The 23,581-nt window shown below is 38.4% G+C and carries 25 protein-coding genes and 2 pseudogenes; 17 read left to right on the top strand and 10 right to left on the bottom strand.

Annotation, left to right across the window (positions count from 1 at the left end; all coding sequences use genetic code 11):
- The first annotated feature begins 367 nt into the window (after positions 1–367).
- Positions 368–1,870, top strand: coding sequence for an SIR2 family protein (locus AC0VYE_RS11990; RefSeq protein WP_475448168.1), 1,503 nt, complete (start codon positions 368–370; stop codon positions 1,868–1,870).
- Positions 1,871–2,178: 308 nt separating this feature from the next.
- Here AC0VYE_RS11990 and AC0VYE_RS11995 read toward each other — a convergent pair whose 3' ends face one another.
- The 4 genes from AC0VYE_RS11995 to AC0VYE_RS12010 all read right to left on the bottom strand — a co-directional run bounded on the left by AC0VYE_RS11995 (position 2,179) and on the right by AC0VYE_RS12010 (position 3,446).
- The gene (locus tag AC0VYE_RS11995; protein WP_475448170.1) at positions 2,179–2,394 is read right to left on the bottom strand and encodes a hypothetical protein; all 216 of its coding nucleotides are present in this window, start codon (positions 2,392–2,394) and stop codon (positions 2,179–2,181) included.
- Between the two features lie 94 nt (positions 2,395–2,488).
- Positions 2,489–2,671, bottom strand: a complete 183-nt coding sequence (locus AC0VYE_RS12000; RefSeq protein WP_475448172.1) for a hypothetical protein — start codon at positions 2,669–2,671, stop codon at positions 2,489–2,491.
- Between the two features lie 22 nt (positions 2,672–2,693).
- On the bottom strand, positions 2,694–2,822 hold the full coding sequence (locus AC0VYE_RS12005; RefSeq protein ID WP_475448173.1) for a hypothetical protein: 129 nt from the start codon (positions 2,820–2,822) through the stop codon (positions 2,694–2,696).
- Positions 2,823–2,933: 111 nt separating this feature from the next.
- Entirely contained in the window at positions 2,934–3,446 is a 513-nt protein-coding gene (locus tag AC0VYE_RS12010; protein ID WP_475448175.1) for an SRPBCC family protein, read from the bottom strand.
- A 219-nt stretch (positions 3,447–3,665) separates the two neighbouring features.
- Between AC0VYE_RS12010 and AC0VYE_RS12015 the strand changes: the two genes are divergently transcribed.
- The 5 genes and pseudogenes from AC0VYE_RS12015 to AC0VYE_RS12035 all read left to right on the top strand — a co-directional run bounded on the left by AC0VYE_RS12015 (position 3,666) and on the right by AC0VYE_RS12035 (position 6,453).
- Positions 3,666–3,917: a hypothetical protein gene (locus tag AC0VYE_RS12015; RefSeq protein WP_475448177.1), complete on the top strand. Its 252-nt coding sequence runs from the start codon at positions 3,666–3,668 to the stop codon at positions 3,915–3,917.
- Positions 3,918–4,194: 277 nt separating this feature from the next.
- Positions 4,195–4,794: pseudogene (locus AC0VYE_RS12020) on the top strand (recombinase family protein).
- 86 nt (positions 4,795–4,880) lie between these two features.
- The gene (locus tag AC0VYE_RS12025; RefSeq protein WP_475448179.1) at positions 4,881–5,273 is read left to right on the top strand and encodes a hypothetical protein; all 393 of its coding nucleotides are present in this window, start codon (positions 4,881–4,883) and stop codon (positions 5,271–5,273) included.
- The gene (locus tag AC0VYE_RS12030) at positions 5,219–5,575 is read left to right on the top strand and encodes a DinB/UmuC family translesion DNA polymerase (protein ID WP_475448181.1); all 357 of its coding nucleotides are present in this window, start codon (positions 5,219–5,221) and stop codon (positions 5,573–5,575) included. The genes AC0VYE_RS12025 and AC0VYE_RS12030 overlap by 55 nt, the downstream gene beginning before the upstream one ends.
- Positions 5,576–5,769: 194 nt before the next feature.
- On the top strand, positions 5,770–6,453 hold the full coding sequence (locus AC0VYE_RS12035; RefSeq protein WP_475448183.1) for a DNA-methyltransferase: 684 nt from the start codon (positions 5,770–5,772) through the stop codon (positions 6,451–6,453).
- A gap of 123 nt (positions 6,454–6,576) precedes the next feature.
- Here the strand turns inward: AC0VYE_RS12035 and AC0VYE_RS12040 are convergent.
- Both AC0VYE_RS12040 and AC0VYE_RS12045 read right to left on the bottom strand, forming a co-directional pair.
- Positions 6,577–6,654: pseudogene (locus tag AC0VYE_RS12040) on the bottom strand (IS3 family transposase); the annotation flags it as partial.
- Between the two features lie 155 nt (positions 6,655–6,809).
- Entirely contained in the window at positions 6,810–8,183 is a 1,374-nt protein-coding gene (locus AC0VYE_RS12045; protein WP_475448184.1) for an alkaline phosphatase, read from the bottom strand.
- Positions 8,184–8,716: 533 nt separating this feature from the next.
- Here AC0VYE_RS12045 and AC0VYE_RS12050 point away from each other — a divergent pair.
- From AC0VYE_RS12050 to AC0VYE_RS12060, 3 genes are read left to right on the top strand one after another with little or no spacing between them, the layout of a single operon-like run.
- A complete protein-coding gene (locus AC0VYE_RS12050; RefSeq protein WP_475449545.1) occupies positions 8,717–9,580 on the top strand; it encodes a multicopper oxidase domain-containing protein in 864 nt (287 codons plus the stop codon).
- An 18-nt stretch (positions 9,581–9,598) separates the two neighbouring features.
- Positions 9,599–10,798: a ZIP family metal transporter gene (locus tag AC0VYE_RS12055; RefSeq protein ID WP_475448186.1), complete on the top strand. Its 1,200-nt coding sequence runs from the start codon at positions 9,599–9,601 to the stop codon at positions 10,796–10,798.
- A gap of 22 nt (positions 10,799–10,820) precedes the next feature.
- Positions 10,821–11,024, top strand: a complete 204-nt coding sequence (locus AC0VYE_RS12060) for a twin-arginine translocase TatA/TatE family subunit (protein WP_475448188.1) — start codon at positions 10,821–10,823, stop codon at positions 11,022–11,024.
- A 96-nt stretch (positions 11,025–11,120) separates the two neighbouring features.
- Here AC0VYE_RS12060 and AC0VYE_RS12065 read toward each other — a convergent pair whose 3' ends face one another.
- The 4 genes from AC0VYE_RS12065 to AC0VYE_RS12080 all read right to left on the bottom strand — a co-directional run bounded on the left by AC0VYE_RS12065 (position 11,121) and on the right by AC0VYE_RS12080 (position 16,070).
- Positions 11,121–11,420, bottom strand: a complete 300-nt coding sequence (locus tag AC0VYE_RS12065) for a YjzC family protein (RefSeq protein ID WP_475448190.1) — start codon at positions 11,418–11,420, stop codon at positions 11,121–11,123.
- Between the two features lie 239 nt (positions 11,421–11,659).
- Complete coding sequence (locus AC0VYE_RS12070) at positions 11,660–13,783, bottom strand: heavy metal translocating P-type ATPase (protein WP_475448192.1); 2,124 nt, start codon at positions 13,781–13,783, stop codon at positions 11,660–11,662.
- A gap of 146 nt (positions 13,784–13,929) precedes the next feature.
- A complete protein-coding gene (locus tag AC0VYE_RS12075; protein ID WP_475449547.1) occupies positions 13,930–14,979 on the bottom strand; it encodes a flavin-containing monooxygenase in 1,050 nt (349 codons plus the stop codon).
- A 14-nt stretch (positions 14,980–14,993) separates the two neighbouring features.
- Entirely contained in the window at positions 14,994–16,070 is a 1,077-nt protein-coding gene (locus tag AC0VYE_RS12080; protein WP_475448194.1) for a copper resistance D family protein, read from the bottom strand.
- Between the two features lie 180 nt (positions 16,071–16,250).
- On the opposite strand from AC0VYE_RS12080, the gene AC0VYE_RS12085 reads away from it, so the two are divergent.
- The 8 genes from AC0VYE_RS12085 (at position 16,251) to qoxA (ending at position 23,567) form a co-directional block, all read left to right on the top strand.
- Positions 16,251–16,823 (top strand): copper resistance CopC family protein, encoded by a 573-nt coding sequence (locus AC0VYE_RS12085; protein WP_475448196.1) that lies wholly within the window; start codon positions 16,251–16,253, stop codon positions 16,821–16,823.
- Positions 16,824–16,825: 2 nt separating this feature from the next.
- A complete protein-coding gene (locus AC0VYE_RS12090) occupies positions 16,826–17,905 on the top strand; it encodes a copper resistance D family protein (protein ID WP_475448198.1) in 1,080 nt (359 codons plus the stop codon).
- Between the two features lie 82 nt (positions 17,906–17,987).
- Complete coding sequence (locus AC0VYE_RS12095; protein ID WP_475448200.1) at positions 17,988–18,353, top strand: ArsR/SmtB family transcription factor; 366 nt, start codon at positions 17,988–17,990, stop codon at positions 18,351–18,353.
- Positions 18,354–18,522: 169 nt separating this feature from the next.
- A complete protein-coding gene (locus AC0VYE_RS12100; protein WP_475448202.1) occupies positions 18,523–19,953 on the top strand; it encodes a LysM peptidoglycan-binding domain-containing M23 family metallopeptidase in 1,431 nt (476 codons plus the stop codon).
- Positions 19,954–20,130: 177 nt separating this feature from the next.
- A complete protein-coding gene (locus AC0VYE_RS12105; protein ID WP_475448204.1) occupies positions 20,131–20,844 on the top strand; it encodes a response regulator transcription factor in 714 nt (237 codons plus the stop codon).
- An 84-nt stretch (positions 20,845–20,928) separates the two neighbouring features.
- Positions 20,929–21,606: a DsbA family protein gene (locus AC0VYE_RS12110; RefSeq protein ID WP_475448206.1), complete on the top strand. Its 678-nt coding sequence runs from the start codon at positions 20,929–20,931 to the stop codon at positions 21,604–21,606.
- 21 nt (positions 21,607–21,627) lie between these two features.
- Complete coding sequence (locus tag AC0VYE_RS12115; protein ID WP_475448208.1) at positions 21,628–22,032, top strand: disulfide oxidoreductase; 405 nt, start codon at positions 21,628–21,630, stop codon at positions 22,030–22,032.
- Positions 22,033–22,592: 560 nt separating this feature from the next.
- A complete protein-coding gene (gene qoxA, locus AC0VYE_RS12120) occupies positions 22,593–23,567 on the top strand; it encodes a cytochrome aa3 quinol oxidase subunit II (RefSeq protein ID WP_475448210.1) in 975 nt (324 codons plus the stop codon).
- Positions 23,568–23,581: the final 14 nt, after the last annotated feature.

A 23,581-nucleotide genomic window follows, 5' to 3' on the forward strand; every position in this document is an offset into this window, starting at 1 on the left:
CAAATATGGTGCAATGTTCAATAGATAATGCCTCTCAAAACAGATCATCCATTCGGGTGATCTGTTTTTTTTTGGCTAATTAATTGTGTTTGAGAAGGGAGGCAGCTGTTCGATTGGGGTTTTGTGAAAGGAATAGTCTGAAATCTTACCAGTTAAAAAACTAAAAATAGGATCGAACTATGCGCTGGTCTTGGTGGAATGGAATCGAATACTATACACTCTGAAAAACTCTTATATGGAATTTATCTTGTTTTTCCTTGCTTGGGCGTTATTGAATTATATAGTGCGAAGTAGTAGTTAGAGTGTGATACAATTATATTAAAGGTTAAGATGTCGGGAAATCCAATTCCGAGGAGACGAAATTTTTATGAATATTAATGAATTTGTTAAGCAGTTTACTAATCATCCTGTATTATTTGTTGGTACAGGGGTTAGTTTGAGGTATCTGCAAAATTCTTTTACTTGGGATGGCTTGTTAGCATTTATTTCACGACAATTAAAAGAGAACGATGAGTTTTACTATGACATTAAATCGAAATATGAAAAAAATGGTGTTTTTGACTACCCTAAAATCGCTCAGGATCTTGAGGCTGAATTCGACTTGGTTGTAAAGGCTGATCGCAACGGATCGTTTAAGGATATAAATGATGCCTTTTATGACAATATGAAGAACAATATTAACATAAGTCGTTTTAAATTATACATAGCCTCATTGCTCAAAGCTTACTCTTTGAAAACCGAGAAAATGGAGGAAATCAATGAGCTAAAAAAAGTGAGGAAAAACATTGGCTCCGTTATTACGACTAACTATGACTCATTTGTAGAAGATATATTTGAATTTAATGCTCTTATTGGAAACGATATCTTATTAAGTAATCCTTATGGTTCGGTCTACAAGATTCATGGATGTGTTGATGATCCAAGCAAAGTTATCATCACTGATAAAGATTACGTCAAATTTAATGAGAAATACGAGTTGATTAGAGCGCAACTATTATCCTTGTTTATTCATAACCCAATAATTTTCCTTGGGTACAATATTGGTGATAATAACATTAAAAGTTTATTGAAAACAATTTTCACATATATACAACCTAACAGTGTACAAGCCGATAAGATTAGGGCGAACTTCCTGCTTGTCGAGTATGAGGGTGGGTCGATGAATGACGAGGTGGTTGATCATGACATTGATATTGATGGATTTTCAACAATTCGCATTAACAAGATTAAAACAGACAATTTTTTTGAAATTTACAAGAATTTAGCCAACTTAAAGCTTCCTATCTCTGCAATGGATGTTAGAAAAGTGTCTTCGGTTGTGCAAGAAATTTATGCAGGTGGAGAGATACAGGTTAATATTACTGAAGATATCGACCTATTGAAGAATGGACAAACAATTCTTGCCATTGGGTCAGTAAAAACGATAACTTACGAGTTTCACACAACAGCAGAAATGATGGAGGATTATTTCAAGATCATTGAGGAATCTAACGATAAATTGTTGCAACTCATTGATAAGCAAAGAATTCAGCAAGCGCAATATTTTCCGATATTTGGTTTTGGATTAATTCAGACTCAATTAGAAAAATATGAAGAACTTAAAGGTAATCAACTTGAGAAAATTCGCAAGCTGAATGAAGATATAAGTAGAAAGAATATCGATAATAGACATACATCGATTAAAGAAATCTTAAAAGATGAATCCATATCCGCTACTTATAAAAACATCCATATTATTAGTGCGGTAATCAATGACCGAATAGAACTTAATGAAGTGGAGGTATATTTAAGAGAGTATACAGACAAAGAAAAAACTGAGTATAGAAGACTTTTGTCGGTGTACGATTATAAAAAATACTCAGGCTTATGAGAAGATTGATATATAGCCCATAATAATAAAAATAACCCTTTATGACAAATACATAAGGGGTTATTTTTATTTTTATTGGAGGGGAATTTAATTAATCTTGAACTATCCTGCTCGTTAGCTTAATAAAAAGAGCAGGCCACCGTAACTCATCTATGTATTATTCAACTATCGTTACCCGTTAGTCCAATCACCCATACTGGCGATTTTTCATAATTTTTTCATCCTAACCGGTATAATAAAAGGCTTCGCTCCAGACTCTTGAGCATGTCCATCCATGTGGCTTTAGCATGGAATGGCATACATTCTAACTATCGACATTCAACTATGATATTTTTTCCACAGTCATAACACTCTTGGTCCGTTTCAAAATCGTTATCAATTTTGTCTAAGTTTTTAGCACCAACTAATATCATTTTATGATCTTCAAACTTGCAGTGAGGACAAATGAAATTGAGACTGACAAAAGCACCTGTCTCATCTTTATTAATCACTTCAAAACTTTTTGCAATAGTCCTCTTTGACATAATTAGTCCTCCTTATGCTTCTTTCACTATCCTGCCCAGTTAGCGTAACCGCTTTCAGTAACACCGTCAAAATCAAAAACTATGGGTCTCCCTATTACCGTTGGATTCCATCCCTGGATCTCTTCTTAAACTCAGCCTTAAACTTACCCGCTGTTAACTTTACGGTATCACTCGTTGCTATACGATAGGCTACTGCCGCGCTTATCACGTAACTAATTCTTATCGCAGCCTTTTTGCCTTCCTCTGATTTCAAGATATCGGTAATAATCTCTTTCATCGACCGTCGCCCCCGTCCGCATTTACGCTTTTATTTTCCGAACCACCCGAATAAACAGCGCCACTTTTGCGCTTGTCCCCTCTTCTTCTATACATGAAGGTATTCGCGAAACGATTAAATTATCCTGCCCGTCAACGAGGCTGCCGTTCATTTCCAGCAGCCTCGTCTTGGTGATTGTTACACTATAGTCTCCCGTTAGCGCAATGCATGTAATGTTCAAAGTGATTAAGGTTTTTTGAGCCGATTAACTTTTTTTCGCATATTAATTTAGGAAGGCAAGATAGTCGGCAAGTTTATCGAAAGCACCCTCAAGATCTTGTTGAAGCTTTGGAGCCATACCTTTGTAGGCTTCTTGTTCCTCAGCTGAAGCGTTCACAGGGAAACCTTTCAGTTCTAATACAGTTTTACCTTCGTCACCTTCTAACGATATGATATTCATAATTTCAAGTGGCCAGCTCACGCTAAAAGGCGCTCGGACCGTATTGCCTTGCTCATCGGAAAAGGATCGGATATAAGCCACTTTCTCAGGTTCGACAACCTCTTGGTATGCAAATTTTGTCCGCATAACCTGATTTCCGTCAGGAGACGTCTGAATTCCTAAAAACTCGCCACCTGATCGAGCGTCCATTTTAACGATTTCGAAGGTGGTCCCCTTTGGTCCCCACCATTTCGCGAAATGACCGAGCTCTGTCCATGCTTTAAATACCAGTTCGCGAGGGGCATCGAATACACGCTTAATTGAAATTTCGAACGATTGATTCAGATTGTTATCCATGAAAATCCTCCTTGTGTTTTGAAGGGAACTATTCCTATTCTTCAATTTTATTTTTTCAGTCTAAAACTTTGTTTTCAGTCTAATGCTTTATTTCACTTAACAATGATACCATGTATTGGAAGTAACCTGCCCGTTAGCTTATTGAAATGAGCAGGCTACCTCAGTGCCTGCTCATCGTTGTGTACTATTCAACTAACGTTCCCCGTTAGGGATTAATGGATGAGTAGTGCAGCTACATTAAGAAGATTTTTTGAGGAAAAGGAATTAGAAAACCGAACTTATTCTATAAAACATAATAGTTCCGTCCATATGATAGAGTATGATTTTTTAATTGATGTAATAACTAAACATACACCTGATCATGAGCAAAAGAAGATCCTGGGCATCATTTTTCAAATTGATTTTAAAAATGGTGATGTACATCATTTTTTAGAGCATCTGGCTACAGGGTATGTAAAGACCAATTACTAATCAAGATTTCGATGATTATACCGTATCAAAATGTGTAATAAGTAAATGAAACGTACCAAAAATCAAATATATAGATTTTGAAACGCTTTATAGTGTCTTTTTTTAGTGTATCAAAAAGCATGCTTTTTGAAAGACTTTACAGGTTGGCCCGTGTACAAGGACCCTATTCGGAGTTATCCTGATTTGAGATATCTAAAAATTCAAATTAGAAATGGCTCTTAGGATACATACCCTAAGTGCCTTTTTATTTGGTTTAATACCAGGAGGAGGGTTGAATATGGAAATGGCATATGGACGAGTTTCTTCAAAAAGATCAAAATCCGGAACGGCAGCTACTTAAATTTCGCGAACTTGGTATTATGAGCGATATATATTTGTTGATAAACTAAGTGGTAAAGATTTTAATCGTCCTCAATATCAGGTGATGCGTATAATGTTAAGGCAAGGGGATTTAGTTATAGATCGCTTGATCGTTTAGGACGAGATTACGACGGAATCATAGATGAATGGAAGTATATTACGCGTGAGATAGGAGCAGCCATTGTATGTTTGGATAATGTGCTGCTCTTTGATTCTAGAAAATATCAAACCATGGGTGATTTCGGAAAGGTTCTGGAGAATCAATTTCTTAGTTTGCTTGCTAAGTAGCAGAACAAGAGCGTAAAAAGAATTTGCAGCGCCAAGCTGAAGGAATTGCTGTGGCTATATCTGAAGGAGTAAAGTTTGGTAAGCCACACGAAAGGAAATCGATTCAAATTTTATTAAAGTGTATCAAGATTGGAAAGCTGGACTAATTACTGCAGTGGCTGCTAAGAAGACATTAGGACTCACACATAGTACGTTTTACCGACGAGAAAAGGAGTATGAGGATGAATAATCTGTTAAATCTTTTCACTGGAATAAGAATGTTTGTTCTGTGTACAATTAGAACAAACGTTCTATTCAGGAGTGGTTTTATGGATTTTGAGAAATGGTTATGCGAAGAAAAACAAATCAGGTATGTATGTGCTGACAAAAGAAAATTTGCATGAGACACTCTGGACTTTACCCATTGATAAGATGTTTATGGTTGGCAGCAAGATGACACGTCATCTAAACTTTATGGGTCTTGATACTATTGGAAAACTTGCTGGCACACCGTTGGATAAACTCAAATTAAAGATGCGGCGTAAGTTTGGTAAAAACTCAGATGATAATGCTGAAATGTACTGGCGCATAGTCAATGGAATTGATGAAAGTCCAGTTATACCTGGAACGCATCAGGTTGCGCCTAAAACAGTTGGCTGGGACATGTCGTATCGGTGGGTTGCTTGGGGGCTGATTTTGACCGAACGTCCGGCTTTAATCGACAAATGAAAATGGCAGATCCCACAAACGTTACGAATCAAGTGTATAGAGCTGCAGTCGAATTACTATTGAAGCATTGGTATGGATTACCTATTCGAAGAATAGGCATCAGTTTATCTCAATTCTCATCCGATGATGAATATCAAATATCGTTATTCGACCAAGACCGAGAAAAAGCACGAGCATTAGAACGTGTGACCGATTTATTAAAACAAAAGCATGAAGACTGGATTATAGTAAGAGCTACCTCGGCTACTCCAGCTGGCCAGGCTTCTGATCGCAGTATGAAAATAGGTGGTCATTTCAAATAATGACTCAAGTGATGATAAAAAGTATTAACATTTTTAAAGGTAAACAGTATACTAATATAAAATCCGGAATGCACCGGTAAATAAAAGTTGTGGGAGAAAATCCTACAGCTTTTTTTTGTGAAAAAAGAGAACACTTGTTCCAATTCGTGGTGTAGAATTTAAATATAAGAGACACATACACCAGGAGGAATAGGATGTTATATAACGAAAGCTGTATTGAAGGTTCAAAGAAACATTTAGAGGATAACTCAGTCGATTTATTGATAGCAGATCCACCATATAATTTAAGATTTGGTGGGACAACACAAACGAAAACGAAAAAGCCAAGATTTAATATCATAGAGAACGATATGCTTTCACCGACGGAATACAAGCGGTTTTGTATGCAATGGATCTTTCAAGCTTACAGAGTGCTCAAGCCAGGACGACATATTTATGTTTGTATTGATTGGAGGATGTATGCAGACATGGTGATCTGGTTGCGTAATGCAGGATTCATAGTGAAGAACTGTATTATATGGGATAAAGAGCATATGGGTCTTGGTTGGCAATATCGTTATCGCCACGAATTTATCATCTTTGCTGTGAAAGGAGATAAACGTGTCAGACGGATCTCAACACGAAAGCAGACAGATATTTGGCGTATACCGCGCATCCATGGTAATAAGACCATACATCCTACAGAAAAGCCAGTAGAGCTGTTAAAGGAGATGATTGTTAATAGTAGTGAGCCTGGGGATTTAATGGTGGATTTTTTTGCAGGGAGTGGGGTAGCAGAAGAGGCTGCCATTATGACAAGTCGGTCTTGGACGGCTTTTGAAATTGATCAAACTTGGTACGATGTTGCAATGGAGCGGATACAAAAGGCGTTGAATTAATAAGTTTTAGCGATAGCTAGAAACTAGTGAATAGGTCGCGGTACTTTATCTTAACAATATTAATTAGGCTGCAGTCTCGTGAACTGCACCCCGTCAAGTAGACAGTACAAATAATAAAAACCGTTAAACGGCCTTAGTCCTAAACTCCATTGGACTGAGGCCGTTTAGTTTTGCCTGGAATCGTTCGTTATTGTAAAAGTGACGAGCTGATTGAGTTGGTACGCTCTAAACCGATTTTACTCCCATTAGTGGTTGATAAAATTGTAAGAAATGAAAAACGAAGCGGTCTCCCATTGAAATTGGATAGATCCGCTTCGTAATATAAGTCTTTGTATCATTATCACTTAATGATCAGATTACTTGTTTTTAACCTTGTTTCCTTCAATTATATTGAAAATAATTTTTGCATTATCCGTGTTATCGATAAGTCCGGCGAACTTTTCTTTACCAGGACCAAAAGCATAAACGGGTACATCTTCTCCGGTATGGCCACCAGTAGTCCAACCTGTATAGGAACGAGTATTAAAGATGGCTTCGATCGCATTGTCAGTCTTGGTTTGATCTTTGGTAGCAGCTGCATCTTTAACGGATTTGATTTCATCATTCGTCAGTTGCAAGTCAATATAATCTTTCAGTGTTTCTTCAACATTTGTACCGCCAAGAATCTCTGCTGCCATGAAATCTGGAGTGCGTTTAGCAGCTTTAATCGGAGTTACATCAAAATTGTAGATGCCATTGGCGCCAATCGAGACCCCACCGGTTGAATGGTCAGCAGTCGCAACAACTAACGTATTCCCATCTTTCTTGGCAAAATCAATCGCTTCTTTAAAAGCCTTCTCGAAATCGGCCATCTCGCTCATGGATCCGACTACATCATTATCATGTCCTGCCCAATCGATTTGGCTGCCTTCAACCATCAAGAAAAATCCATTTTTATTTTTACTAAGACGTTGAATGGCAGCTTTCGTCATATCTTGTAGTGATGGGGTCTTTTCATTACGGTCAATAGCCTTATCCATTCCACCAGGCGCGAATAAACCGAGAATTTGGTTATTTGTGTCTTTCAACAAGCTTTCACGATCGGTCACATAGCTGTAACCGTCTTTTTTGAATTCTTCAGTCAGGTTTCTGTCCTTACGTACAAAATTGCTCAAACCGCCACCGAGCAGTACATCAATTTTGTGTTTCTTATTGACTCGATCATCGAAGTAATCATTTGCAATGGCATCCATATTCTTACGACTGATGTCGTGTGCTCCATAAGCGGCAGGTGTTGCATGTGTGATTTCAGATGTAGCTACCAATCCTGTAGACTTACCATTTTCTTTCGCTGCTTCGAGAACCGTTTTAACCTCAGTGAAGTCATTATCAACGGCTATTGCAGCATTGTACGTTTTTACACCCGCGGACATGGCAGTTGCGGCAGACGCGGAGTCAGTAATATTTTGATGTTCGTCCTCTGGGTACGTCATTTGTGATCCAATGTAATATTTATCGAATTCTGTTTTTTCTTTGACGGGTGTTTTGGGGTCATCTTTCATATAGCGATATGCAGACGTATACGATTGGCCCATGCCATCACCGATCAGGAAAATAACATTTTTAATTTTTTTATCATCTTCTTTTTTAGACTCTGCTGAACTCGGTGTAAGACCCGATACCAAAACTGTAATCGCCAGTGATGACACGACAGCGAATGGAACTACTCTTTTAGCGATTTTCTTAAACATAAATACCCTCCTTAGTAGTTAACGCTTTAATATGATAATAGAATATAGTTATTAGGAGAATATCATCAGGAAGTAAAGCGTTTGTAAATACTAAAGTTGGCTAGTTACTTATTGAGAGTGGTTAAGTACAGCGAGTAACATAAGTTCATGAGGGATTAATCTTAAACTGAAAAGCTAAGGACAAGCTATTACAAAAAACACTTTACAAAGGGCCTATGTTATCATATATTTTAGTTGAGATAAAAGTTTCCCTAGGCAAACTTTTTGTCCTTGAGGAAAATAAAAATTTTTTATTAATTATTTTGCGCTGATGCAAAATAATTTCCTTATATCAACTTGGAGGTGGAGGGTAAATGGCACTTGATCCGAATCGGCAATTTTCAAGGAGAAGTATTCTTAAAGTCGGGGCAGCTGGTATATTGGGCGTTCTGGGAAGCAGTTTTTTAAATACAAGTGCATTATTCGGAAAGCCTGCTAATGCAATGGGAAAGGAAGAAATGCATCATTCACTCAAAGAACAGATGAAACAAGGGATGGCGCATGCTTACGATCCAGGAACAGATTCAACGCCAGGGCTAGAAGCAGCTGTTAAGGCGTTAACAGCTTTCAATTATGGGGTTGTAAGTAAATCTCCTGATGGCAGGACCATTAGAGAATACGAAATTCAGGCATGGGATGCTGAAGTGGAAATAGCGAAAGGAATCAAGTTCCCTGGATGGACATTTAACGGTACAATTCCTGGACCGACATTGCGTTGTACGGAGGGGGATATCGTGCGAATAAAGTTTGGCAATGGTTCGGCGCACCCTCATTCCATTCATTTACATGGTATTCATCCAACGAATATGGATGGAATGGAACCTGTTCCGACAGGAGGGGAATTCGTATACGAATTTGAAGCAAAACCAGCAGGGTTGCAGCCTTATCACTGTCATGTACCTCCGCTGGCCAGACATATTCACAAAGGTCTCTACGGTCACTTCATCATTGATCCTAACAAACCAAGGAAACCTGCAAAAGAGTTAAGTATGGTGATGAATGGATTCGATTTGGATTTAGATGGTGAGAACGAGGTATATACCGTTAATGGCTACGCATTTGCTTACCAGTCTAGACCTATTAAAGTGAAAACTGGAGAACTGGTTCGTATCTATTTAAGTAATTTAACGGAATTCGACCCCATTAATTCCTTTCATTTGCATGCCAATTTCTTTCATTATTATGCGACTGGAGCCGATCCGGATGCGAGACCGCAATATACGGATACAATTATGCAATGCCAAGGGGAGAGAGGCATCATTGAAGTAACGTTTCCTGCTCCAGGAAGATATATGTTCCACGCTCATCAGAGTGAGTTCACGGAGCTCGGCTGGATGGGGTTCTTTGAAGTCGGATAATATAAGGAGGAGTAAGATGTGCAGATCGAAAATGTAAATAAAAAGTCGAATAAAATAGTCGTTTGGTTACTGGGCATACTGCCACTGCTGCTGCTGGCAGTTATGATTGCTTTTATCGGTACATGGGGCACAGGCGTTAAAGAACAGCAGGCAGCTCCAATTGAAGTGCTGAATATTGAACGTATCATTTTAACGGATAATGGATTTGAAGTTCGTATTCTCAATTCTGGGCCGGAGGAGCTGACAGTTGCGCAAGTTGTGGTAGACGGCTCTTTTTGGAATGCTTCCTATTCACCTAGTTCAACTATTGAGCGATTCGAAAGCTCTACGGTAAGCATTCCTTATCCATGGGTGGAGGGAGACCCGCATGAAATTAAGCTTATTACCTCAAACGGATTAATATTTATTGGCGATGTACCTGCTGCAATGAAAACGCCGGCTGCTGATACCAATCGATTTTTACAATATTCGCTCATTGGCTTTTATGTAGGAGTAGTTCCAGTTGGTCTGGGGTTACTATGGTTTCCTTTCATGCGTCGTTTTACTTCAAAAGGCATTCAAGCGGTTATGGCTTTTACAGTGGGGCTGCTTTTTTTCCTTGCCGTTGATACCATTCAAGAAGGGCTAGAGCTTGGCGCGGAAGCGCCTGGCGTGTTCCAAGGAACGGGTCTCGTTTGGTTCGGAGCGGTACTTACCTTTCTATTTTTGCTTGCAATTGATCAGACGAATTCGAAAAAAACAATAAGTGCTGATGATAATGGTAAGAGGGTATCGTTCAAAATAGCCGGTGGAATTGGACTGCATAACCTCGGAGAAGGTCTCGCTATTGGTGCTGCCTTTGCTGCGGGTGAGGCTGCCCTTGGTACATTCCTCATTATTGGTTTTACTTTGCATAATATTACAGAAGGTATTGGCATTGCTGCTCCTCTCTTAAAAGCTAAGCCGACACTAAAGACATTCTTGGCATTAGCAGTTTTGGGCGGAGCGCCAGCCATTATAGGTACATGGATCGGCGGATTCGTCTTTAATCAAACTTTGGCGGCATTATTTTTCGGCATTGGAGCCGGTGCCATTATTCAAGTCATTTATGTTATTTTCAAAATGATTATTAGAGATGCTAAGGACGAAGGAACACCCTCCATATCTTGGCTTAACTTCTCGGGTTTAGTGCTCGGAGTCTTATTAATGTACGTAACAGCCCTATTAGTTAACTTTTAGAATGAGGTATGAAGGGGAGATAATGATGCCGATGAATTTAGGTGTAGCAGGGATTGTATTACTTGTCATTTTTGGCTTGCTACTTTTTGGTCCGTCAAAATTACCACAGTTAGGGAGAGCAATAGGGACGACATTGTCTGAGTTTAAAAGAGGAGCAAAAGGATTAATCGATAATGATGAAAATTCGGAAAATAATTTAGAACTAAAAAACAAGCCAAGCGAGTAAGGCTCGTATATTTAAGCATGTATATTAATTTGTTGTAGATTGTCCCCTTACAAGAAAGAGGCCGGAAATAATTCGGCCTCTTTCTTGCTTTTAAATTTATGCATGTTTCCATGTGGTAGCATGTCCAGTTTTCGGACATGACGGAAAGGTATCTCCTACACTTAGAGCCACTTGCTGACCATCATTATCGATGTATTTACCAGATTCGGTTACTTTATCTCCCGTTTTATGTTGGTGATCGACATGTCTCCAAGTTGTAGGTTCATTTGTTTGAGGACAATCTGAAAATTTTTCTCCTTTTTGAAACTCCCTGATTTCTCCTGTAGCACAAACATATTTGCCGGTTTCTGCAACAGTCTCATTTGTTTTGTGCAAATCTTTTGTTATAGTACTCATAAAGAACAGTCCCTTCAATATCATGTATTTCCTGCCTCTATGATAAAGTATCCATATGTACAGGTAATCATAAATTACCCAATCGGGCTAAATAATAAACACTGATTGATAAATCTAGAATTAAACGATATTATCGATGATTATCTCTTCACGCGTTCCTTACATATTAGCATAGAGATTATAAATAGAAATAAGAAAACCGCCTAAGGTAGGATAACCTAGACGGTTTCTTGAACCCATTATTTTTGATGCGTACTTTTCCGTTCAATTAATATGGTCAAACTAACTAGCGTAACAAATATGGTAGCTCCCATATCGGAAAGAATAGCAATCCATAAAGTGAGCCAGCCGGGAATGGTAAGCAAAAGCGCAATGACTTTCAGTCCAAGTGACACGATAATGTTGAAACGAATAATACGATTCACCTTTTTAGCAATCGAAACGGCTTCTGGAAGTTTGCCTAAGTGATCCTGCATCAGGACGATATCCGCTGTCTCGATGGCACTATCAGTTCCTTTACCCATCGCAATGCCTAGCTGCGCAGAGGCGAGGGCGGGAGCGTCATTAATACCATCACCAATCATGGCGACATTATGGTTGACGGAGAGTTCTTTAATTAGTTTTACTTTGTCTTCAGGAAGCAAATTTCCATGAAATTCGGAGACTCCGACTGCCAAGGCCACTTTCTCTGCTGTCTTCTGATGATCGCCTGTCAGCATTACGGTGCTATTAATTCCTAGTTTGTGTAATGATGCAATTACAGCTCGGCTTTCTTCACGAATTTCGTCTGCAATTCCGAACATACCGAGTACTTGTCGTTCATCTGCAACTAGAACAAGGGTAAGACCTTCATCTTTCAATTGTTCAATGCGGTTTTGTATAGAATCAGGGATGGCAATGTGGGCAATGCTTTTTTCATTTCCAAGCCAGTACGTTTGACCATTCACCTTCGCTTTAATACCTCGACCCGTAATCGTTTGGATTTCATCCGGTTCAGGTACTGCGATGTTTCTGTGTGCCAGTTCTTTCATAATCGCTTTCGCCAGTGGGTGAGAAGATGACTTTTCGATTGCTCCGGCAACAAGGAAGAATCGTTCTTCGTCATAGGCCTCCAATTGAGCCACATGTGGTTCACCTTTAGTCAATGTCCCTGTTTTGTCAAAGGCAAGCGTATCGATCTTACCAAGCTGCTCCAGGAACACACCGCCTTTGACGAGTACACCGTTACGTGCGTTTCTGGTAATTCCCGAAACGATCGCAATGGGTGAAGAAAGAATCAGCGCACAAGGGCAACCAACAATTAATACGGATAACCCTTGATAAAGCCATGTCATCCAATCTCCTTGAAAGAGGAGGGGAGGTATCAGCATGACAAGAGCTGCAACAATCATAATGAGTGGTGTATAATACTTTGCGAACTTGTTAATAAAGAGCTCAGTTGGTGTTTTCGTTTCTTGTGCTTCTTGAACAAGATGAAGAATTTTTGCTAAGGAAGAATCTTTATACGCTTTATCTATACGAACCAGTAGAAGCCCTTCATTGTTAATGCTACCGCCATAAACGGGCTCACCGGATTCTTTCTCAACCGGAAGTGATTCCCCTGTAATTGCAGCCTCATTCACCGAACTCTTTCCTTCTGAGACGATACCGTCTGAAGGGATCTTTTCACCAGGCTTTATCTTTACCAAATCACCGACTTGAAGTGAGGAAATCGGAACGATGATTTCTTGGCCGTTCTCCATCTTTAAGGCTTCCTTTGGAGCAACTTGAAATAAAGCTTCCATGGAACGTCGAGCTTTTTCCATACCATAGCCTTCGAGTAATTCATTAAGTCCAAACAGAATCGCAACGAGTGTAGCTTCTTTCCATTCACCAATGGATACGGCCCCCACTAACGCTATGGTCATTAAAGTATCAATATTAAATTTTAATTTGAATAAGTTTTTCAATCCTCTAAAGAAAGTTGTGTAACCACTAATAATCGTGGCAATTAAATATAAAAGAATCACTGCTTGTTTGTCGAGAACACCATCTAACAGTAAGGCGGCAACATAAATAACACCAGATGTAATTAGCATTTTAAGCATCTTCGCATTGCCTTCTGTATGGCTGTGATCATGTCCATCATGATCATGGTCACTATGGTCGGCCCCATTATTCGTTTCCGAGGTCTTCTCAATGTATGCATTGTCTGATTTCAAAATTTTCTTGATATCTGTCATTGAGACTTGTGGATTAACCTTTAATTTCCCAGAGTTATAACTTAACTTGGCATCTTCGCCATGTTCTAATTGTTGAATCTCTTCCTCAATTCTCTGGGCACAACCACTACAAGACAGCCCTTTTATTCGATATTCATTCATAAGCCAACCTTCTTTCAAATCATTATATGAATACTTGCTCATATGATATGCGATTCCATGATTTATGTCAAACTTATTCTCTCCAAACAGACATGAAAATATGAAAACCACCGAACTATTCCTTAGAAACAGTCCGATGGTTAATTTCAAATATTTCGAATAACCTCATTAACAACATATTGCGCATCTAAACCAACTCCGCCAATGAGCGCCGATGTTCTGCGGTGCTGCCAAGGCATGCCAACGATATATAACCCACTTTCTGGTGTTATACCGCATTGGTGTTTGATGGCACCTTGCTCATTTATGACATGAGGTAGATTCAACCATTTAAAATCCGGTTTAAAACCTGTACTCCAAATAATATTTGTGAACTCCCTCTGACTGCCATCTGAAAAAATGATGCCTTTAATTTTTGCATCAATTGCCCTTGGCAATAAAGTGATAGCTGATGCTTTTAATTGCTGCTTTAACTCGAACCCAAAGATTGGGTCAGGTCTTGATTGAATTTTCTTACCTATAAAAGAGTGAGCTTTTGCTTTTAAAATACCGAGCTTATCAAACCAGTAAAAAACACTTTTACCTCCGATGTGAAGGGGGAGTGATAACGGACGGTGTCCAGATGATAAATAGACATGACTACGTTTTGAAATTTCAACAGCAATCTGTGCTCCCGAATTACCAGCTCCAACAACTAAGGTGTCTCCTTTGAATAGTTGATCAGGATTTTTATAATTGGAGGAGTGAAGTTGTTTAACGTGCTTTGAGATTTTAGATGCAAAATCGGGTTTTGACTCTTTATGAAAGGGACCTGTTGCGATAATGACCTGACGAGCGATATAGTCAACGTTGTTCGTCTTTATATAAAACAAATCATTTCTTTTGTTAAGGCTAATAACGCTGGTATTTAAATGAATGGGTAGCTGGAAGTTTGATGCGTATGTCTCCAAGTAGTCAGCTGTCTCGTTCTTGGTTGGGAGCTGCTCCCTCTTCCCTGAAAAGGGCATGCCGGGAAGTTCGCTATATCCCTTTGGTGTAAATAATACGAGTGAGTCATAACGAATTCTCCAAGAATCACCAACGCGCGAACTCCCATCGATAATATTAAAGTCAATCCCCGCTAATGTTAAGTAAAACCCGGCTGCTAAACCTGCTTGTCCTCCACCAATGACAAGTACATTCGTTGAAATCGTGATAAGAAACCTCTCCTTTATTTCACCGATAGTAATAAACCAAGGAATGGCAGTATAACGCCAATAAGTGTGAAAGCAGCAAATAGGCCGCGTTTATCTTTTTTATAAATTGGAATCAAAAGGGAAAGAGCTATGAGTCCTAATACGATCATGATTAGATAAGAAACATTCCAATTCCATTGGAGAACTAAGCCCTGTTCATTACCGTGCAGAAACTTAAATAATAAAGAAGGTGATGGTTGTTCAAACTCGTCTTCATGTGGAGGCTCTTGTACACCCATATACGCTGTTATCATAAGGACAGCAAGGGCAATGAATGTTTCCATACGAAGCCACCATTGTAGCTTTCGTTCATTGGTGCCATTATTCGTTAACTTCGTAAGGAAACCATTCATAAAGCCAAGAAGAAGGAGTGGTATGAAAACGAGATGTTTTAGAAGGAGAGCTTCTCCGTAATTTATTCCCCAGGAATTGATATATCCGTCAACAATTAAAGACATCATAACCAACCCTGCTACAGTAATAAGTACAATACTGCTAATCGATAGTGGTGTAAACCAACGAATAAAAGCCTTCCAATTCATGGCGCCTGTCGTAAACCACGCAACCAAAATAAGCGTTCCTAACCAGATTGACACTGCAGCGACATGGATGGATTGGGAAAGAAATCCCCATGTTGCAGAGAAACCTGTCGGATGACTAGCCCATCCATTTGCAAGAATACTACCTATCCAAGTGACAGCCAGTGCCCACTTTGTCCATTTTTGATGAAAATCGTTCAAGACTGTTATCATATACATCCCGGTACAGACGATTAGGTTCCAGATCCAGGCGTTTCCGTAGGAGTAATCTTTTAATACAATAAGTAGAACCTGAAGAAAAGACATATCTTGAGCAAAGTCTCGAAGGATGATGGTTGTTCGGATAATGGATATAAATGAGAATATTGGGATTCCTAATATAGCATATTGAAATAAGTTAAACGGGTTTTTAATAGCAGGTTTTGAGTGATCAGGAATAAACAGAAGTAGTATATAACCACCAGTAAAGGCAAAGGACAAATAAAGCAGTGTCTCAAAAAAATAAATGTACAAATTCAACAACTCCAATTCGATGGTTAGATGCAAGAAAATCATATCATAAATAAAAACAGTTGAATGTATGCTCATATGACAATTGTTCGAAATTTCGCTATACATACAAAGTATTTTACCGTTTTCTTTTGATATAATGAACAAGTTTCAAAGATGAACAAAAAATTGGAGGGGATATTCTTGCGACGTGTATATGTCATGTCTTTTTTATCGTTTTTATTGCTGCTTACGGTATTTCCGCAAATTATATTTGCGCACACGAAGCTCCAAAATTCGTCACCGGAAGCTAACGCAACAGTCTTAAAAGAAACCAAGGAAATCGTAATGGAATTTAATACGGCAGTGGAGCCATTAAGTTCATTTAAAATGAAAAATGAAGACGGAAATGAACTTAAGATTGGTACAACAGAAATCGTAGAAAATCGAATTATCGGAACATTCGATGAAAGTATTCCAAATGGTTCCTATACAGTAGAATGGAAAATTGTTGGTCGAGATGGACATCCCATTCAAGGCGATTTTAATTTTAATGTCGCTGCTCCTGTTCAAACCTCTGAACCTTCTCAGGAGCAGCCTCCGACCCTTACACCTACAGAACCTATTCCAACTGTTCAACCAGCTAATGCAGAGGAGAACGAGGTTGACCACGGGGCTACTGGGCAAGATCGCAATCAAGCAGGATTTTGGATTGTGGTTGGCGTGGTCATGGTTGCATTGATCGTCATTATTTTTGGTACGAGGAGGAAGAAATAGCGATGTGGTATTGGACTGCGGAGCCTTTTCTTTATCTATGTTTTGCGATTGTAAGTGGTTATGTTCTTTTAAACCTTGTTCCGGAGAGTTATCGACCGGTTACTCAACTATCGCATAAAGTTGTAGCTGTTGCCGCACTGGGAATAGGTCTATTTTCATTTTTTCCTATATTAAGAATAGTCTCGTTCTTCGCAGAGGACATTGGATGGAGTTTAACCTTCCAAAAAGTAATCCTTGATTTCACGGAAGGAAGAGCTTACTTATTTACGTTAACGATATCTATTATTTTAGCTGGCGTTATCATGCTTAATGGTCGTACAAAGAGAACAGGAGGATTGAAGGTTATATTATTCATTCTTTCCCTCCTCATGGTTACGCAAGGTTGGTCTAGCCATGTGGCTTCCTGGTATGGTACATGGGGAATACTCGCTCAAACGCTGCATATTATGGCTGTTTCTTTATGGGTGGGCCCATTACTTATGGCAGGCTGGCAGAATAGTAGAACGGAACATTGGAATGGTTTTTTAAGCTGGTTTCATCCTACCGCTATATTATGTATGACTGTAATTGCAGCATCAGGGTTTGTCTTGACCATCGGTGTAGCTCCTGAATATGTGAATGCATGGAAGCTCTCTTACGGACAAGCTTTACTCATAAAGCACGTTTTGATTATACCGTTAGCGCTATTTGCCATAATTAATGGATTTTGGGTGAAAAGGAAACTCCAAATAGATGTAATGTTTAATCCTCAGCCTTGGGCTAAAGTCGAAAGCATTATATTAGTGCTTATCTTCTCAGTAACCGGTTTTATGAATCAGCAACCTGCACCACATGATGTTTCAGAAACATTGAATGAATCGCCTGCCTCTCCATTGTATTTATGGTTTACAGGGGGAGTGATAGATAAGCAGAAAGATCTAACTTTATCTTTTGGTTGGTTAAGTGTTTCCATTTTATTTGCTGCAATGATTACAATAGGGACTGCGGTCATTTGTGCTAAGCGTCGTAATGTAGCACAAACCCTTTTATGGGCTATAGTAAGTTCAATACTTGTGTATTATGGTCTCATGTCGTTGATTTAAGCTCTCATTTATCTAGACTGCTTTAAACGTAATCTTTCTGATATAATAGAAGATACGAATATAAAGGCGGTGGCAGAGAGAGATGGATCGAGTAGTGGAAGAACAATGCGATGATACTTGTTTAGGAACCGATATTAATCTTAATGACTTGATACAAGCTAGGCTCCAAGAACAGATGGCTGTCGATTTGGCTGAGTTGTTTAAAGCTCTTGGTGATCCAACAAGGGTAAAAATGATACATGCTTTACTCAGTAGTGAGTTATGTGTTCATGATCTGTGCGTTGTACTTGGCATGGCTCAGTCCGCAGTGTCACATCAACTCCGTTACTTGCGTAATGTAAGAATTGTCAAGCGTCGTAAAGAAGGAAAGACCGTTTATTATTCCATTGATGATGATCATGTAAAGGAAATTTTTATTCAAACCTTAAAACATTTGGAGCATGCTTAAGTTAAAAGAGTAACTGTATGTAAATACGGATACTCTTTTTTTGTGTCTAAAATATATCTGAGAATCATTAAATTAGCTCGATGAAAGAGCTCATTTATTGATGAATAGTTACTCATATGTTAAGGTAATTTATGATTTTAGTTTGTGTATGAAAGAAAAGGAGGCTGCAATGTCATCAAGCAATGTTAGAATGAATTTGAAAAGACCGAAAAAAATTGTAACTCTGGTCACACTTGCTATGTTGGTATTAATTTGTAGTGGATTTGTCTTGGCTTCACAAATAAAGACCGTTTATCAGGTTTCATATAAGGGTACAACTATTGGTGAGGCTTCAAATCCGGAGATCGTAAAGCAATGGTTCCAAAATGAATATGCGAAGTTTTCTTCCGAGTATCCTGATATACAGTTTAAAACTAACGAAAACGATTTTTCCATTGTAGAAATAAAGCGTTTAAATGCAAAAGCTGCAGATGAAGCAGTAAGAAGTTCACTCCAAAAATCGTTTGTCCTGGAAGGTCGCGGCATACAGGTAAACGTTAATGGTCAAGCGATGGGGATAGTGAAGGACCAGGATACTGCAGACAAGATTTTAAACGAATTGCAGCAATCTGTAGCGTCAACGAAAAAGGATTTAAAGGTACAAGCACTTAGTTACAATGGCAAAGAAAATCAAGATAAAAACGATATAAGCAGTCAACCTACTTTAAAATCGATCGGATTCGTTGAGAAAGTCAAGTTAGAGTCCATTGTTTCTGATCCATCTGATTTTGTCTCCGAAGCAGATCTTGTCAAACGATTAAAGGGTACTGATCTTAAGCCCATTACGTATGTGGTGAATGAAGGAGACTGCGTCTCCTGTATTGCACAAAAATTTAATATTTCGCAAGAGGCTATTTATACAAACAATCCATGGATTATTAATGATTTCATTAACATCGGAGATGAGCTAGATCTTACGGTAAGGCAGCCAAAGCTGTCTGTGAAATCGGAAGAAGAATATTCCGAAACAGTTAACATATCTGGTGGGGTAGAAATTACCTATGATAAAACGATGCGTGTTGGTGTTTCGAAAGTTACGAATCCCGGTAAAGTAGGGAAAAAGAAAATAACGTACCTCATGACCAAAGTGAATGGCGATCTTGTGGAAGAAAAAGTGCTGAAAGAAGAAACATTGGAAAAAGCTGTACCTAAAAAGGTTACTCAAGGCTCCAAGGTCATTAGAGGAGTGGGCACTGGAGCATTTGCTTGGCCAATTACAGGGCCTACCATAACCAGCGAATTTGGAAAACGGTGGGGAAGGCTTCACGCCGGTACCGATACGGTCTCTTCAAATCGGGACATCTATGCATCGGATAATGGGAAAGTAATAACGGCAGATTATAACTCAAGTTTCGGGAATCATGTTATTATTGATCATCGAAATGGCTATAAAACAGTTTACGCTCATCTAAGTAAAATCGAAGTGGACAAAGGTGACTTATTAGAGAAAGGTGACCTGCTTGGCATTATGGGAACGACTGGCCAATCGACAGGCGTCCATCTTCACTTTGAAATTCGTAAAGGAAGCACGCAGCTTAATCCTTTGAAGTTTTTAGATTAATCAAAAGTAGTAATCGTAAGAGAACAATAAGAGATCCCATTTGAAAGGGCTCTCTTATTTTTGTAATATGGAAGATAAGATATGACATCAATAAGTTCCCATTGATGACATGTTTTTCGTATTAATTAAACTATGATTTGTAGTCTAAATGTATTTTCTTGCGAAAGGAAGTAAACCATGAGTGAAGAGCGCAAACACATTCTTGTTATCGACGGTGATAAAAGAGCTAGAAGTTTGATAAGAATGTATTTGGAGAAGGAACATTGTATTGTAGAGGAAGCCGAAGATGGTGAAACAGGCATTCCACTAGTTATTCAAAAAAACTATGACCTGGTTATTCTTGAATTAACCCTTAGCGGAATATCTGGTTTAGAGGTATGCAGCCATTTACGACAGTTAAAATCGACGCCAATCATTATGTTAACTGCGGAAGGAGATGAGGAAAATCGTTTGAAAGGATTTCAGGTAGGAGTTGACGATTATATTCTCAAACCATTTAGTCCACGTGAAATGACACATCGTGTTAAAGCTTTATTACGGCGAGCAGCGACAAACTCATATTTTAAAATAGAAAAAAATACGAACAACTTGGTGCTTCCTCATTTAGTCATTGAATGGGACGCCCATCGAATAAGAGCAGCAGGCCAAGAAGTTTACCTAACTCGAAAAGAGTATGATTTGTTATACTACCTGGCTAGTAGATCAGATAAAATATTCTCTAGGGACGAATTAATAAAGGTAATCTGGAATAATGAGAAAGGAATTGATGCACGAACAGTTGACATGAATATTAAACGTATTCGAGATAAGTTAAACAAAGTTTCCCCAGAGGCAGCATCAATGATCAAGACGATTTGGGGTGTTGGGTACATCTTAAAGTTTAGCAGCTAAGTGACAAATTTTTTTGCATATTGAATGATTAATTGCTCATGTGTTAATCTTTTGAGTGTGTCCATTAAATAGTTGAGGTGGAAAATGAACAAGAAAAGTAAGAAATCGCGTAGTTTAGTTCTTTATACTTTGGTTGTTATCGTATTATTTGTGGCCTTGTTCGCTATAAATCAGGCAACAAATAAGAAAGATAATGTGAATCAGACGACTGCAGAAGCCCCATCTACGACTTCACAGCCTGTAATGGGAAATGATGATGCCAAAGTTTCCATTGTTGAGTTTGGTGATTACAAATGTCCATCTTGTAAGGCGTGGGGTGAGCAAGTTTGGCCTCAGCTAAAGAAAGATTACATTGATTCAGGAAAAGCGAAATTCTCGTATACCAATGTTCTGTTCCATGGCGAGGAATCAATATTAGGTGCTTCAGCTGGAGAAGCCATATTAAAGAGTAATCCAGAAGACTTTTGGACTTTTCATAAAGCATTATTCGATGCGCAACCAGAAGTTAACCATGATGGACTTTGGATAACGGAAGAAAAACTATTAGAGGTTGCGAAGACTTCTGTTCCTACGATTGATTTAGAACAATTTCAACAGAACCTCAAATCAAGTGAGGTTCAAGGATCGTTAGATCTAGACCAACAATTAGTGAAGCAGTTCAATATTAAACAAACCCCAACGATTATGATTAATAATATCGTGATTGCTAATCCGTTTGATTATGCTGCAATTACAGCAGCCATAGAGCAAGAAATGAAATAATTCGAAGAGGAGTAGGGGTTAATGGGGATTAGGCAATACACCTTGTATATGGCATGGATTGTAGCTGTCGTTGCAACTCTTGGTAGTCTTTATTTCAGTGAAATTAGAGGATTTATCCCGTGCGAATTATGTTGGTATCAACGCATTCTAATGTATCCGCTGAGTTTAATTTTGGGTATTGCAGCTTTTTACGATGATTATAAGATTAAAAAATACGTATTGCCATTATCCGTTATGGGGATTTTTGTATCAACATTTCACTACATGGAGCAAAAAATACCTGGATTTTCGGCAATTAAACCATGCACGCAAGGTGTACCTTGTAACGTCCAATACATTAATTGGTTTGGTTTCGTTACGATTCCTTTTTTAGCACTTATAGGTTTTATTTTAATCACATTGATTCTACTTATTAAGAGAAAATAGCCATTAGTGTTGGAGATAATGTTTTTTGGAGGTCTATATGTTTCATAGTCATTCAGGTCAGATTAGCTTTAACAAGAAAACAATCATTTGGAGCGGCGTCTTACTGATCATTACTTTAGGCTTAGCAGTGTTATCTATGATTATATTTGAGTTTAGTAAGATTGAACAAGTATACTGTCTGCTAGTTCCATTTCTGATACACGTAGTCATTTCAATATTCATTAAGCAGAAAGCTTCTTGGATGCTAGGTGCGACTGCTGCAACAATCATATCTTTACTCCTATTTGTAGTATGTGTTGTATTCCTTGTAGACAATAAATAACAGTTTTAGTATCGGGACGTCTCGGTTTGCTCACGAGGCGTTTTTTTGTTTTATTAAAATATGAGCATATATTCATATTTGTGAACAAGATATGATCGACTTGTGTAAGACTGGTGAACAAAAATTGACTATCTCATGACATCGTATTATTAGACTACAAAACTTAGTTTAATTGTAGTAGCATAATCTTTGGTTGCAAGCATTCCCCCAATTAGAAAGGAAGGTGAACTGAACTAATATGTTCAAAAATGTTAAACCATGGTTAATCGTATTGATAAGTTTAATTTCACTGATTGTAATAGCTGCATTAGGTGTTCGCAGCGACCTAATTATATTAGATCCTAAAGGACCAGTTGGAGCAATCCAAAAGGATCTGATTATGTTTTCAATCTACTTTATGCTTGCTATCCTTATCATTGTTTTTGTTTTGTTTGCATTTATGCTGACAAAATACCGTGATCGCAAAAAATTTAATAACAAAAACTATAAACCGGATATGCACGGCAGCACGAAATTGGAAATCATCTGGACGATCATTCCGATCTTAATTGTAACTGCATTATCGATTCCCAATGCTAAGGCTCTCTATGAATTGAAAGAACCACCGAAATCAACTATCGATAAAGAGCCTATCGTTATCTATGCTACTGCCGCTGACTGGAAATGGATATTCAGTTATCCGAAGGAAAATATTGAAACCGTTAATTACGTAAACGTTCCTGAAGATTACCCGATTCTCTTTAAAGTTACTGCTGCAGATTCTATGGTTTCTTTCTGGGTTCCACAGTTAGGTGGTCAAATATATGGGATGCCAGGAATGGTAAATGATCAATATCTGCAAGCAGATGAGCCAGGAGAATATAAAGGCATGAACTCTAATTTCACAGGTGCAGGTATGGCACATCAACAGTTTAATTTTGTAGCCTTAGAAGAGGCAAGTTATCAAGATTGGGTGAAAAAAACGCAAGAAAACGCGCCAAAATTAGTTGAAGAAACCTATGAAAAATTAATGTTGCCTGAAACAGTTGATGAAATGACGTTTTCATCCACTCATTTGGAATTTGTAGATCATGGCAATGATTCCGAATATGCAATGAACATTCGTGAGAAATATGGTGTTGAAGTAAAAGGAATTAAAGTAAAAGCGGATGACAACGAAGATAACGAAAATGAAGAGACGGTTTCAAATAATGGTTCTCACTCGAACCATTAAGAAGGGACGAACAA

This window comes from Pristimantibacillus sp. Z349TD_6 (genome assembly GCF_056173205.1).